9 protein-coding genes are annotated in these 14,055 nt (G+C 50.0%); 4 read left to right on the top strand and 5 right to left on the bottom strand.

Translation table 11 applies throughout. The features are described from left to right. The first annotated feature begins 345 nt into the window (after positions 1-345). Both ACHZB8_RS05840 and ACHZB8_RS05835 read left to right on the top strand, forming a co-directional pair. Complete coding sequence (locus ACHZB8_RS05840; protein WP_316859318.1) at positions 346-1,587, top strand: HipA domain-containing protein; 1,242 nt, start codon at positions 346-348, stop codon at positions 1,585-1,587. A gap of 449 nt (positions 1,588-2,036) precedes the next feature. Then, positions 2,037-2,363 (top strand): DUF736 domain-containing protein, encoded by a 327-nt coding sequence (locus tag ACHZB8_RS05835; protein ID WP_119306975.1) that lies wholly within the window; start codon positions 2,037-2,039, stop codon positions 2,361-2,363. Between the two features lie 35 nt (positions 2,364-2,398). On the opposite strand, the gene ACHZB8_RS05830 is transcribed toward ACHZB8_RS05835, so the two are convergent. Together ACHZB8_RS05830 and ACHZB8_RS05825 are read right to left on the bottom strand one after the other, a co-directional pair. Continuing rightward, positions 2,399-3,655: a type II toxin-antitoxin system HipA family toxin gene (locus tag ACHZB8_RS05830; protein WP_316859316.1), complete on the bottom strand. Its 1,257-nt coding sequence runs from the start codon at positions 3,653-3,655 to the stop codon at positions 2,399-2,401. Beyond that, entirely contained in the window at positions 3,652-3,876 is a 225-nt protein-coding gene (locus tag ACHZB8_RS05825) for a helix-turn-helix domain-containing protein (RefSeq protein WP_316859314.1), read from the bottom strand. Before ACHZB8_RS05825 ends, ACHZB8_RS05830 begins: the two co-directional genes overlap by 4 nt. Before the next feature lie 1,134 nt (positions 3,877-5,010). Here ACHZB8_RS05825 and ACHZB8_RS05820 point away from each other — a divergent pair. Beyond that, positions 5,011-6,006, top strand: coding sequence for an enoyl-CoA hydratase/isomerase family protein (locus ACHZB8_RS05820; protein WP_316859313.1), 996 nt, complete (start codon positions 5,011-5,013; stop codon positions 6,004-6,006). A 94-nt stretch (positions 6,007-6,100) separates the two neighbouring features. Here ACHZB8_RS05820 and ACHZB8_RS05815 read toward each other — a convergent pair whose 3' ends face one another. Next, positions 6,101-7,414 (bottom strand): MFS transporter, encoded by a 1,314-nt coding sequence (locus ACHZB8_RS05815; RefSeq protein WP_316859312.1) that lies wholly within the window; start codon positions 7,412-7,414, stop codon positions 6,101-6,103. A 126-nt stretch (positions 7,415-7,540) separates the two neighbouring features. After that, positions 7,541-8,833, bottom strand: coding sequence for an MFS transporter (locus tag ACHZB8_RS05810; protein ID WP_316859310.1), 1,293 nt, complete (start codon positions 8,831-8,833; stop codon positions 7,541-7,543). Positions 8,834-9,471: 638 nt separating this feature from the next. On the opposite strand from ACHZB8_RS05810, the gene ACHZB8_RS05805 reads away from it, so the two are divergent. Further along, the gene (locus ACHZB8_RS05805; protein ID WP_316859309.1) at positions 9,472-10,386 is read left to right on the top strand and encodes a LysR family transcriptional regulator; all 915 of its coding nucleotides are present in this window, start codon (positions 9,472-9,474) and stop codon (positions 10,384-10,386) included. Positions 10,387-10,820: 434 nt separating this feature from the next. Here the strand turns inward: ACHZB8_RS05805 and mprF are convergent, their stop codons facing one another. Further along, positions 10,821-13,433 carry a bifunctional lysylphosphatidylglycerol flippase/synthetase MprF gene (gene mprF / locus ACHZB8_RS05800; RefSeq protein ID WP_316859308.1) on the bottom strand — a complete coding sequence of 871 codons (2,613 nt, stop codon included), beginning with the start codon at positions 13,431-13,433 and terminating at the stop codon, positions 10,821-10,823. Positions 13,434-14,055 lie beyond the last annotated feature (622 nt).

The following is a 14,055-nucleotide window of genomic DNA, read 5'->3' as shown; positions in this document are numbered from 1 at the left end:
GGTTTTGTAAAGTCTGTGTTACATAATTTGAGGTAACGGAAAAAGGGCTTTACAAATGGCGGAGCCAGCCAAGATATCTCCTGCGACCAAAAGGCAAATTCGGACTATTGGGGGCAAACTCAAGCGAGCAAGGCTTTTGAGACGACTACCAATGGATCTGGTTGCTGAACGGGCAAGAACTTCGCGGCCAACTTTGCAACGAGTTGAGGCCGGTGATCCCAACGTTCGAATTAGCACCTATCTTATGGTTATGCAGGCTCTGGGTCTTCTTGACGAATTTAGCCTGGAAGATCCTCTTGATGCTGAGCTTTCGAACGAGCAATTACCGAGCAGGATACGGCGGACATGAGCAACATCGAAGTCTTTCTCGATGCCTATGGCAATCTGCGCCGTGTGGGGCTGTTACGCAGACATGCGAGAGCGGGCCGAGAGCGCGTTACTTATGAACATGATGAGAAATGGCTCGAAATGCCCGAAGCATTCCAGTTCGATCCGTCTTTGCCACTGACAAGAGGCATCCACACCCCTCCAGGAAGAAAGGAAATGTTCGGAACGCTTGGTGACAGTGCTCCAGACACATGGGGGCGTGAGCTCATGCGCCGGAAGGAGCGTCGTGCTGCAGAGCTGGAGAAGCGACAGGTGCGTGCTTTGCACGAAACGGACTTTCTTCTTGGAGTCCTTGATGAAACGAGGCTTGGCGCGCTACGGTTTCGCTTTGAGGGTGAAGAGGAGTTTCTGGCGCCAAGAGGGCAGGGAGTACCAACTATCGTTGCTCTGGGTAAGCTTTTGCAGGCATCTCAGCGAATCTTGCGTGGTGATGAAACAGATGAAGACCTACTTCTGATTTTTGCGCCCGGTTCATCATTGGGCGGTGCGCGGCCCAAAGCGTCGGTTCTTGATCAGTATGACAATCTCTCCATCGCTAAATTCCCTAAGGAGACGGATGTCTATTCGATCTCCCGTTGGGAAGCGATTGCATTGGACATTGCCAGAGATGTTGGTATCACCACTATCGACTATGATCTTATTCCCAGCGATTACGGTCCCGTTTTCATAACAAGGAGATTTGATCGAGTTGAAGGACAGCGCATTCCCTTTATCAGCGCAATGGCAATGACAGAACACAACGATGGAGATGAAGACGGCAGTTACCTTGAGATACTCGATGCTCTCACCGACCATGGAGCTGATCCGAAGAAAGACCGCCTAGAGCTTTTCCGGCGCATCGCATTCAGCATCCTGATCAGTAATACCGATGACCATCTGCGCAATCATGGCTTTCTGTGGCAAGGCCGCCGGGGATGGGCGCTCAGCCCTTGCTATGATCTCAACCCTGTACCCGACGCTCCACGCATTTTAAAGACGCGTATTGATTTCGAAGACAGCACAGCGTCGTTGCGTTTGCTGGGAGACGTTGCGGAGTATTTTGGCACTCAAAGCGCGACAGACGACATTATTCGTCAATGTGTCGCCGTAACCAAAAACTGGAAACAATATGCCCAAAGACGGCATGCCCCACAGGGGGAAATAGCCAGAATGATACCGGCCTTTGAACACGAAGATCTGGAATATGCACTAACAATATAGCATTCCGCTCAGATGCGACCGAGAAGCCACCGCCTTGGGAAGTGCTCCCGATCTCCCAATTGTTGACGGTGCATGTTTAAGGTTGTGTCGTCTGCTTCGCGTTTGCTGATGTGATAACACCAAAAAATGTCTTCCTCTTGGTCGTCTTCGTTGAGTTCCTGCGTCGCATTATCTCGAAGCCCCATTCCCTATCGATCGCCTCAAACGGTCTCTTCATCTGGCCTGATCTGGACGAAGATCGGCTGTCGCCTCGATTGCCTAGGCCGCAATGGTTCGGAGTGGCTTTCTTCCCCTGTCGGCGAGCCGACATTCCTCGCGAAACAACAAAGCCACTCCTTTCCATCCTCCGCTGTGCTTCGGTCGCAAGGATGCGGCGGCAATCGTCTTCGGCCTTTTGATCGCCATCGAGACCGCATGGTGCGGGATCGGAAACAAAATGGAGATTTAAAATGGCTACCATCGGCACCTTCAAGAAGAACGGCACCAACGAATATACCGGCGAAATCGTCACTCTCAGCGTCCAGGCAAAAGGCGTCCGCATCATCCCCGACATTCGCGCAACTGGCGAAAACGCTCCCAGCCACCGTGTCCTTGTCGGCCGTGCAGAAATCGGTGCTGCCTGGTCCAAACGATCCAGCGAAGGTCGTGACTATCTTGGCCTCAAACTGGATGATCCCAGCTTCACAGCTCCGATCTACGCCAACCTCTTCGATGACGAAGACGGCGAAAGCTACATCCTGATCTGGTCTCGTCCCAATGGGCACCGTGGCGAATGACATCGCAAAGGCTCCGGCAATCGCCGGAGCCATCGTCATGCCTTCTCGAGTTGGTCTCTCACGAGATTAACGCGCGTGCCAATGATTGTCCTGATGGTCTTCAGGATCGGGTGAAACAGGTTTTCGGCTTGCAAGTCATCGAGCAGAGCATCGGCTTCTTCTTCGATCCTGCTGGCCATTGTGGCCAGCTCGGAGCGGAGTACTCTTTGGGCGGCCTTGGTTGGAGCAGCAAGCGCGTACCATTGTTCAAGTGTGATCGTGTCAGCAAGACCCCGGCCGCCGATCTGCATGGCCAGCTTCTTGGTGAGACGCGGATAGGCCGCAGTGCAGACCACGTCATAGAGGGGGGCCAGATCCGGTGTGCTGGCGTGATAGAGCAAAGAGAAATTCTTGGCATGGGCATCTGCGTTGCCGACCATATAATGAAACATCACCATCCGCTGGAAGGCGAGCCTGTCAGCTGCAGGGCGACGCGTGTGTTTCTGGATCAAGTCTGCAGACTGTGCGATCCCTGGTCCGCCTTCTTCTTCATATTTAATCTCGGGCGGCACGCTGAGAGCCTGACAGAAGTCTTCCTGATGCAGCTTGGCAATGGAGCCATCGTCTTCCTGAACGCGGTCATAGCGTTCCACCAGAATGAAGTCGGTGTTTCCTGCTGAGGACTTGATGACATGCGGAGCCTGAAGCCCGACTCTGTTTGCAAGACGCATGCAGAAGAGTTCATTCTCAACCGTGCCATCAAGCCCTTCAATAAAGGGCTTGAGGATATGGGTTGTCGGCTTGCCGGCTTTGGGAAGCGAGATTTGACCGTCCGTCACGCACACCGCCAGCTTGTCCTGTGCACCGGCGAGGGATAGGCGCACACCTTCCTCTCCACCGAGCAAAGGTCGATCCCGCAACAGATCAAGGATCTGGCTCAGGCGCTTCTCGTCCAGTGGCTCAACATCCTGAGACCTGAAGTCCGGAAGTCCCGATCCCTGTGGCAACAGTGAGAGGGCACCAGCGCATTCACCACCGATGATTTCCAGTAGCCCAAAGGCATTTTGCTGAGAGACACCAAGGGCGGCAGCCAGCCTTTTGCGCGCGCGCTCATCCGGCAGCAATCCAGAAAAGAAAGGCCGGGCCACTGCATCAGGGTAGGGGGCCTCTTGTCGGGGCATTGAGACTGAAAGAGCGGCCCCGTTGGAAGACAGGTAGTCAGGATCATAGAAGAAGCATAGTTGCCCATCATCCATCTGGATTAGGGAGCCCGCCAAACTCTCGCGCAAATAGACATCAAGAGTGCGGCTCATGCGTCATCCTCCCGGTTGTTGACTTCCACGGTAAGGCCAAGGGTCTGCATGACTGTGAGCGCCAGTCCCACCCGACAGCTTTCCTTGCCATGTTCCAACTCACGCACAAAGCGTACGCCGACCCCCGATAGGGCTGCCAGTTGCTCCTGTGTCAGCGTCTGCCGTTTGCGCTCGTCCCGAATGAGCGCTCCAAGATCTTGAGTACTATCTATGTTGGCCATGATCATCCCTTTCGGGACGAATTTAGCACAACTCAGTTAAAAATACACGAAAAAGACCCGAACGGGACGAACGGTGCCATAGGAGTGTTGATGTGGCTAAAAACACTCCGAACGGGATGATGCAAGAAAAATGTGATTTGTTCCTATCTCGGGCTATCGGATAGAATGGAGAAAGACGTTCGCATTCCGAATTCATCGTTCGGAAGAAGTTGAGCCGAAATTTTCAGGTTGAGCTGGAAGCGAGCCTAACCTAGCCTAAGGTCTAGTGCCCAAAACGGTGCCATCCACAGGCATGAAATTTTCAGTTGCAAAATTTTTATATCGAAATTTCAATAAGTTAAAGCTCTGAAAATGACATCCGCCTCCGGGCACCATTCCTTCTTCTAAATCATTGATGTTGTTGTGAAAAGTTTGGCTGCTATTTGGCTTGATGTAGGGATATACATACATCTTGAGCATGAAGAAGCCGGGCATGAGTATCCGCAAGAATTTGAGACAGCGAGTCTGTGGCGGCTGGTCTGTTGCCTTTTATGTCCCGAACCATCTGCACAAGCTCATTGGCAGACGAGAGATCGTCAGAGGTTTGGGAATCTTTATGAGTTTTTCCTCGCAGCTTTGATGCCAGTACAATCGAAAAATTTTATTCTCAAATCGGATAAATACGTTTGTTTTGGCAACCCCTGACACTTCTGTTGCTCTACGGCTCAAGGGGAATCCAGAATTTTGATAACTTAGTAGCAATCCAAATTATCGGCACGAGAGTTCCCTCGGACATGCGACCCAATTAAATCGGGTAACATCGGGTAACGCACCCTAATGGGCTAAGCTGTGTTTAAGAAGCTGTTCCAAACTCTCCGAGCCTCAATTTGCTTCTCTGACTATGCCTGGCGCGCCTCGTGCCCCAATGACAATTGCAAGGCACTACACCATCATGCAGCAACAGATTTATTACGCCTTGGAATAAAAGAAAAGTCCAAAAAGTATTTCGCCAACGCCTCCGATTTTATTAGCGTTCATTGCAAGATCGAAGCTTAGAAATTGATCTTCATAACTTAGGTCAAGTATATTTCGTTTATTCTTACAACAGAAATAGATTTGACTTCCTATCAAAATGCATTAGGAGGATAAACTTCCATGGTCATTAAAGCAAATTATCCGTCAGATCATGACAAACGCAAATCTTTTTCCCATGAAGAACTGGGAACCATTCCGCACATGCCCTTGGAAGAATATGCAGAAAAGCTCAAACACTGCTTCCAGCTAAAACGCAAGAACGGCATTCTTGAAGCTCGTATGCATACAAAAGGTGGCCCAATCCAGTGGGGTGCTCCTCTGCATCAGGGTCTGCACTATTTCTTCGACTGGGCTGGTCGTGACCCTGAAAACGAAGTCATCATTCTGGGTGGTACCGGCGAAAAATTGTTCGAAGGTATCGGACATATCGATGACAATGGCGAATGGGTATTCGCAAAGGAATTCGGTTCAGAACCTGAAGAATCCTGGAAAATGTACGAATACCAGTATACCGATGGCACCAAAGACATCGAAGGTCAGGTTTTCGATCTACAAGTTCCAACGATTGGCGTTTGGAATGGTGCGGCATTCCATACCGATCTTGTTCTTTTCAACGACATCACGCTCTGCACAGAAGATGCATGGACAACCGAAATGCACTTCCGTGTAAACATGGTTCCTGGTGATGGCATCCAGATCGCTTGGCGCGAACTGATGGGCCGTAAACGTTACGCATATGCAGAACTGACTGGTGAAATCATCACAGCACGCAAAGCGCTACAGTTGGGCATGGTCAACGAGATTTGCACAGATACTGAAGCAGCTTACAAACGCGCTTGGGAAATTGCTGAACTTATCATGCATACAGGCACACGCGTTACCCGCCGCATGACCGTGCAGCAATTGCGCAAGCCATGGAAAGAAGACATCGCAAACGAACTGCGCAATGCCTTCTCTACCGAAATGTTTGTTACTGCAACTGAGCACTCTCCACACACTGTCAACTTCTGGCAGGACGCTCAGGAAGAAGCGAAACTTGTGATGGCTGCTGAGAAAAAAGGCAAGGTTGTTCGTCCTCGCCTTGATGGTGGCCAGGAAGAAGACGAAATAAAATAAGATAAAGCATTCCGTTTAGTCCTCTAACTTGAAAGGCGAGGTTGCCGTGGTGACCCCGCCTTTTTCATGTCAATATTTAAGAAGACTACTTTACTCAACCAATTTTATTTTCATCGAGCGTCCAGATCATCGCAGCGGCGATCAGATTGATCACGATGTAAATGCTGTATGCTCCGGCATACCCTCCAAGCACGGTCAAGCCAAGAGCCAGAACCGCAAAAGCAAAAGAACGAACAACGGACTGGATTGGATTGATGATCCCCCATGCTTTGATAAAAGCCCCACGATTGAATTTGGTTGCAACGATCGATGTCGCAAGGTTTCCGCAACCGCCAATGCCAAAGCCAATCATGAAAACGGAAAACCAGAGCGTGATCTCATTTAGCTCGAATATATTTAGCGAGAGCGCTATGATGTACCAGAAAGAATAGACGAGAGATGCTTTACGTGTGCCAATTTTCTGGTCTAGCCACCCCCAAGCATATGATCCGAAAACACCGATAAGAGCGGCGATCGTAAGATAGGAAATCGCGGTACTCATATCATAACCAATAGCCATCAAGCGCGGCACAAGTTGGCTAACAAGCCCTACAGTCACCATATACAATGCGCCATAAGCCAATCCGATAAGCCACACATCTTTCATGGCAAGCATTTGCTTGGTAGAAAATGGACAGACATAACTATGATGCTGACGCGCACTTTCTGCAATTTGCTCTAAAGTCATGGGATCATTGTCAGGCGCCACATTTGCTTCTTCCGGTGTGTTGCGTGCTAAAAATCCAATCAATAGCATCAGCAAAACAACCATGGCAGAAATTCCCCAAAATGCATTTTGAGTTCCGAACGTTACCAGCAGCCATGCCATGAGAGGAACAAACAATGCGGTTGAGAAATTCTGTCCCATGGTCGACCAGCCAAGGGCTAGCCCCTTCTTGCGTGGGAACCAGTTGGCAATCATCGTGTTGCCGCCGATATGGGCATAGCCTGTGGCACAAAAACAAACGGCTGAAAATAAGACAAAAAAGCCGGTCATGGAGCCCCACATTCCCATAAAACCGAAACAAACGGCGGTGACTGCCAAGCCGATCAGTATTGAGACTTTTGCTCCATATCTATGTGTTATCCAAGCAAAAATGGGAGCTGCCGGAATGGAGAATAGGCTGGCCGGTGTCGCCCAAGCAAGCATACTGTTGTAATCGAGATGATAGGTCGATGATAATGCTCCAAGAATGACATTTAAGCCATCGACTGAAACGCCGGTATTGATCCAGAATAAAAGCCCGGAAAAGAGAATCATCGTCCAACCACGTCGACCAAAGTTGCTCCTTAAATCACTGGATCTGTTCAGGGAGAGCTGATTGTTTCCGTCAGCATAACTGGTGGATTTTGGATTTTGTTCAAGCATGAGAAATCCTTTGCACAACAAAGACCGAATTCAGAGGTGCGGTGAGATGCTTAATTTAAGAAACTGGATTTGTCTGGATGAAAATAAACCGCAAGGTTTTCTGCCTCGCGGTTTACATCATTTGGGTTAGTCGACCGGAGTTGGATCAACAAGCAAATAACAGATTGCTGTCAAAACGCCGATACCGGCGAGAAGCGACCATGCGCCGGCGAACCCGCCAAGATAGTTCAATCCAAAAGCCAGAATGGAGAAAGAGAAGCATCTTACAATAGATTGGATTGGGGACACGATACCAAAGGCCGGAGCGAAGGCCTTGCGTCTATATTTACCGGCAACGATAGAGGTCGTTAGGTTTGTGGCCCCACCAAGAGATAGGCCGATCAGAAGCAATGAGACCCACAGCAGAATGACGCTATCCCCAGAAAGCAAGTTGACGACGATGGCTGCAATCCACCACAACTCGTAGAATGCAAGAGCATATCTGGTGCCGATTTTCTGACCAAGCCAGCCCCAGAATGGCGCGCCGATAGTGCCAATCAGAGCGGAAAGGCTCATATACCAAATCGCGGTTTGCAGATCGTAGCCCATACCCATCATACGCGGAATAAGCTGGCTGATGACACCAACCAGTACAATATATACTCCTCCGGCGCCTATGCCGAGCAGCCAGATATCCTTGCTCTTAAGCAATCCTGCCGTGGTTAGGTTCAGATTGATCTGATCTTCCACGGCGGTGTCAGAACTGGGAATATGGGTCTTCCAATTAGGGTCGTTGTCTGGATAGCAACCCGCTTCTTCAGGAGTGCTTTTCGAGAATAGGCCAAAGAACACAAACAGAAGCATGACCAGTCCGGACATACCAAGGAAGCCGTAGGTGTCTCCGAAATATGCAAGGAAAAACACAAGGACAGGAACAAAAAATGCAGAGGACAGGTTTTGACCAACAGTCGTCCAGCCAAAAGCGATGTCCTTCTTCATAGGGAACCAGTTCGCGATAATCGCCGGTCCCGCAATATAGGCGCAGCCCGTTGCGAAGAAGGATACTCCAGAGAAGAAGATAACAAACAGAGCAATCGAGCTTGCCCACCCGAGTAAGCCATAGGACACCGCAGAGAAAAACAGGCAAACCAAAACCGTCGACTTTGCCCCCCATTTTTCCGCTGTTTTCGCGCAAATATATCCAGCAGCAATGCCAGCCCATGAAGCAGGGGTTGCCCAAAGCAGAAGTTGCGCATAATCAATGCCATATTTTTGAGACAATGTTGGCAAAACAACATTGAGCCCGTGTGTTGCAAGGCCAGCTCCAAGCCAGAAAAGCATTGCTTGGAACGCAATGGCAAGCCAGTGCTGTCTGCTGAATTTGGAAACGGACTGAATCGCTTTATCTTGTCCTGTTAGGCTTATTGTGTCCTCGGTCATTATCCGAGCCTCCCTTGCGTCGCGCCGTTAATTGAAGATTCAGCAAGGAAGAAAATGGCGCACAATAATTCCCTTGCCGCAATTTGGATAAATGCTGCCTGTTCAGGGCAAGCGACCCTGATGCTTCAGTTAAACGGTTATTGAGTGTGACTATGAGATGGTGCCGACAAAACTGTATGCAGCGTCCAGCAAACCTGATGTTGATCTGCTTCGACCGAGCTTGAGACAGTTTTTACATATTAACTTCATGAGCCGTTTGTCATCGTACTCAAGGGCTTTCAGACAGACACATGTACGAGGAATCCTGGAACAGGTTTCGCGCAAACAGATCTGATTGAAAATTTGTAGTTTTTCACCTTCTCCCCAACCTATTTTGTTTGGAAATAATACAATTGAGAAAACAAGCGGCATAATTCTTTTTAGATAATAATTTTATTTGCTGAGAGTATAACTCCCCCCAGAACGGGCCCCCTCCCACCCCCAAAAAATGAGAACAAAGTCGAGACGACCCGAGCGCGCAATTCGATCGGTACTCCGCGGCTAATGCGTTTATTTTTGCAAAATACAAAAATCAACGCTTGAGGCATTTCACGAGACTGTAGAATGTGCAATGAATACGGCCCGGAATGGGAGGAAATATGGAAATCCGTTTACTACGAGAATATCTGGTCTTGTCCAGGATGCTCAATTTCAGCAAGGCAGCCGAACAGCTAGGTATGGCGCAACCTGTTCTTAGTCGCCACCTTAAATTCCTTGAAGAGCAATTCGATACCAAGCTCCTTAATCGTAGCACCCAAAAGGTTGAACTGACGGCTTCTGGCATTCTCTTGGCGGAACGTGCTGAGAAAATAATCGCCGAGTACGAAGAAACATTTCATATCATTCGCGATTCCCTGGGCAAGAGTCAGAAGTTTCTGACCATCATGTTTTTGGGGGCTGCAACACGAGAATTTTTCTCAGATTTTCTCATCGACTTTCAAAAACAGAATGAGGCGATGGAAATCAGATGTTTTGACACAGATCTGGATTCCATTCCCGGTACACTCGATCGAGGCGAATGTGATATCGCTTTTCTTGTCCGTCCTGATCGCCAAATGCGAGACAAGTATTTTCAGCATTTCTTGCTTTTCAAAGACCCTCTTTGCCTCGCAGTCCACAAGAACCACCCGTTGGCGGCAAAGTCTGAAGTGTCAATCAGCGAAGTCTCTAATTGGCCGTATATTGGCATCGATAAAAATGCGGCCCCATTGGCTGGCGATTGCAATCTCTATTTTCTGGAGCATTACGGGGTGCAGTTTGGTCCCGATATCATTTGCCCTAATTTGTCGACCTGCTGTTTTCAGCTAGAGCTTAATGAACAGGCTGTTGTTGTTATGCCTAAGCACCAAAAGGTGTTGCTCGGTAAAAATACTCGTATCATTGATGTCATCGAAAAGGATTGTCGTTTCAACGTGGAACTTATCTGGGACAAGAAGAACAGAAATCCTAGTATTCCGTTATTCCTCGATGAGTTGAAAAATTTTCTCCATGATCGCCCCGGCTTTGAAGTGTAGCGTCGTCTTGTTGGTAGGAAATATTTCGCAAAAATGAGTGTAGCCTATCGGACCGAACGCAACGAAGATCAAGTTCCCACCGAACCGGTCAAGGCGAATAAATCGCATTTCAAGTCATCTCGAATATCTACTTCCATCCGCAAATAAAAGATCGTGGACGCAGGGACAAGGAAGCTTTCCGCCCGAACGGTCTGCGCTCAAGCCTCGATGCACCAAAAGATGCCCTGAAAGGCCGCTTTGACCGGAGACATCAGAGATCTCGCCCCCGCAGACCTGTCATCGCCGGATATCCATCCGGTGGCGGCTTCTTTTTGAGCGAGCATGACGACCTGCGGTGCGGCAGACAGCCAGTAAGGTCAGGATGGTTATTCTGCACGAAAAAGGCCCCATCCTCGAAAAAGACGGGGCCAAAAACGTCTCGGACCGTTGCCCGGTTACTTCCAGAGCAGCTTTCCCGCTCCCCCTGAAATGACAAGGGTAACATCTTTCAGCGCTGAAATGGGTGAAACCCCTGGTGGAACGGCTACAAAGCGGGGCTGCCATTCAGGCTGAAACTTCTGTTTGAAAGCGCGCAACCCTTCGAAATTGTAGAAGGATCGCCCATGCCGATACATGGTGGCCCCAAACCGGCTCCAAAGCCGGGCACCCTTGCGAACCTCGATCCCTGAAAGAGGAGCAAGACTGAGACTGAATTCCTCCGCACCGGTATCACGGGAGTGTTCTATCAATTCAATAAAAAGAAATTCCATCAAGCCACTTGCATGTTCCGGTGGGTAGCGCATCAGATCAATCGACACGCGAGAACCGTCTCCCGGACGAAGAATGTTGGCAAAGGCCAGAATTTCGTCACCCAGTTTGATCGTGGCAATGGAAAAATGTTGCAAATAGTCGGGGTCAAACCGTCCAAGCGAGAAGCCCTTTTCGCCTCCCAGCTTGTCAGCCATCCATGCGTCTGAAATTGACTTCAACTGGTCCATGAAAACCGGATCGTGCGGTGCGTCATGGATGGACAATTCAAACCCATCCTTGAGCGCTTTGTTGTGTGCGGCTCGCATGGATTTGAACTTTTTGCCTGTGAGAGCGAAATCGCGAACCTTAATCACTGCCTCTTCACCAATCTTGTGGAGCGAAAATCCCATTTCGATCCAGAGTGGAAGATAGACCTCACTCACTTCGAACATGATCGGATGGGCGGCATTGTCATAAGCCTCCTCCCAAAATGACCAGACCAGCGGTTCTATGGCATCCTTGGGGCCAATTGGATCCGAGTAGGCGATCCATTTGTTGCCTTGCACCACATACATGAGGAAAGCGTCTTCACTGTCATTGAAGAACAGCTCCTTGTCGCCGGTAAAGGCCAGGCAGGCCTTGGGATCATTTTGGCGGTCAATGATAGCCTGCGCTTTTTGAAGGGCTGACTTGTCAGGCATCCTCGTATGAATTGTAGCGGGCTGAATAGCAAGCCAAACTGTTGCAAACAGGAAGACCGAAGACCCTGCCAATCCGGCACGCAACGCACGCGAGGTATTGGCAATGCTTGAGAATTCCGTCCAAAGATTGGCACTATAGGGCGTTGCCTCATGCATGAAGAAGAAGAACGCCGCCGCGCTGACTGCAATCCCTCCCGCGAGCGCGAACCAGCCTGGGCTGAGCACGCTTCGTGTCAATTTGGCGGATCTGTTGAATAGGCTTCGGAATGGCCAGAGGACCACTGCGGTTGTCAGCAACAGGAGCACGCTTTCCAAATCGAACTTGTTCATCAAAGCGGCACCAGACGCCACCAGCAGTGCAACGAGTGAAAGCCAGTATGCACCTGATATCCGGCGCACGAGGCCTTGGCTGAGGATGATAAATAATGCACCTAGGACCGCAGAAAGGAGAGCGCCGCCTTCCAATAGAACCGCCGCAAACAAGTCGTCTGCATCCAGTTCATCAGGACGCACTGAAGGCATGAGCGCAATAAGCACCAGATAGACACCAATGCCGAAGGTTGTAAGACCTATCAGGGTTGGAGCCACACCGCTAGCCGCTTTCAAGACAGGTTGAATTGGTTCAGACACATCACCGAACAACCGGGTTATAAAGCCACCGGCCAGGCGTGCTTCGTTGACGGCAACGAATACGAGTGCAAGGGCGAATGGGACGAGATAGTAGATCAGCCGATAAAGCAGAAGAGCCGCAGCAACCTGATCAAGAGGAGCGCCTGGCGGCAGGGCTGCGATGATAACGGTTTCAAAGACTCCCACACCACCGGGTACATGACTGAGAACACCGGCCATTGTAGCGGCCGCAAAGACGGGCAGGAAGGTCAGAAAATCGGGACGAGCGCTTGGGAGCAGCACATAGAGTGTCAGCGCTGCCATGCTTGTGTCGACCAAGGTAAAGGCAAGTTGGGAGAAAAGAACGCCCGGTGACGGAGCGGCGAGTTCGAATTTCCCGATGCGCAAGCTTTTTCCGCTTAACGACATCAGCAGCAAAGCAAGCATCACGACAACAGCGGTAACTCCGGCCCAAATCCTCAGACTTTCCGGAGCTATTGGCAGAATGTTCACCAGAGCGTGAGGATGGATTGCCAGCGCGGCGAGACCAATCACGGTTATGCCAAAACCAAAGGCCAATGCAGCGAAGGTCGAGACGCTGGCAATCTCGAATAAACTCAAGCCAAAAGCCGAATAAATCCGATAACGCACAGCTCCACCGGAAATGACGCTCACCCCGATCGTGTTGCCAAAACTGTAGCCAAGAAAGCCGCCGATGGCGATCGCCTTGGCAGGGACCACTTTCCTCAGAGATCGCAGTGCCGACCAGTCATAACCGATCAGCGCGATATATCCCGTAGCAGTTGCTGCAAAGGCTGCGAGTAATGTTGCCCAAGGCGTCAGGCGTATCTGGGCCAAGACATCAGCGGCCTTCACCGGTTTGAGCAAATGGTAAAGGGCGTAAACACCGAGCACAAAGAGAGCCAAGGTAAGGACAATCGGTACTACTTTCCTTGTATAGGAAGCCCAATCAGATTGGGCGATAGTTTCGGAATTGTGATTGTTCAACTTGCTCTCCCGTCTTGTATCAGGCAAAGGCTGGACCAATTGCAGCAAGGGGCATGATGCGGTCCGATTTTCATATGTCCCATTGCCGCTTACCTAAAGGGCGATGCTGATAGATTACTTCTTCGACTTCTTACAAATTTGTAAGACTTGCTCAAGACCGTCGGATAAATTGCAAGCTACGACAATATATCCCGGTTTAGAACAATCGATGCCAAAGAATGTGCAAAATCCTGATGGAATGCCTGAAGCGAAGGCATCGAGGTATGGCCTCGTGTTGTGGCTGTACGAGCTGGATCGACCACAAGGGCTTCTCGCCCGCTTCAAGATATTCCTTCGACCAGATGTAATAGAGGCTCTTCATGCTGTGTGAATGCGGACAAAGCGGACATTTGCTGCTGAGCCCAAATTTCAGCCCTACATGGACCGCTTCTGGCAAACAGGGCAGAATGCTGCCTTGTCCTGCCCCAATCCCTATGCAAGCCCAGCAGATTCCCTCATGTCTACGATCTACTGTCTTCAAAAGCGTGCCTTGCCCACGCCGCCACAAGTTGTTGATAAATATGGCAGGTCAGCATATGCGCGACATTTTACCACTCCAAAAATTCACAGGACTTTTTGTCCA

Source organism: uncultured Cohaesibacter sp. (assembly GCF_963556055.3).
In the GTDB taxonomy this organism is placed as follows: domain Bacteria; phylum Pseudomonadota; class Alphaproteobacteria; order Rhizobiales; family Cohaesibacteraceae; genus Cohaesibacter.
Note: the sequence above shows the minus strand (reverse complement) of the source record. Positions and strands in the feature narration are given on the sequence as shown.

What these genes read in the sequence shown, in the direction of transcription:
- ACHZB8_RS05825 (WP_316859314.1), bottom strand. Translation starts at nt 3,876, where the DNA reads ATGGCCAACATAGATAGTACTCAAGATCTTGGAGCGCTCATTCGGGAC.
- ACHZB8_RS05810 (WP_316859310.1), bottom strand. Translation starts at nt 8,833, where the DNA reads ATGACCGAGGACACAATAAGCCTAACAGGACAAGATAAAGCGATTCAG.
- ACHZB8_RS05840 (WP_316859318.1), top strand. Translation starts at nt 346, where the DNA reads ATGAGCAACATCGAAGTCTTTCTCGATGCCTATGGCAATCTGCGCCGT.
- ACHZB8_RS05815 (WP_316859312.1), bottom strand. Translation starts at nt 7,414, where the DNA reads ATGCTTGAACAAAATCCAAAATCCACCAGTTATGCTGACGGAAACAAT.
- ACHZB8_RS05835 (WP_119306975.1), top strand. Translation starts at nt 2,037, where the DNA reads ATGGCTACCATCGGCACCTTCAAGAAGAACGGCACCAACGAATATACC.
- ACHZB8_RS05820 (WP_316859313.1), top strand. Translation starts at nt 5,011, where the DNA reads ATGGTCATTAAAGCAAATTATCCGTCAGATCATGACAAACGCAAATCT.
- ACHZB8_RS05805 (WP_316859309.1), top strand. Translation starts at nt 9,472, where the DNA reads ATGGAAATCCGTTTACTACGAGAATATCTGGTCTTGTCCAGGATGCTC.
- ACHZB8_RS05830 (WP_316859316.1), bottom strand. Translation starts at nt 3,655, where the DNA reads ATGAGCCGCACTCTTGATGTCTATTTGCGCGAGAGTTTGGCGGGCTCC.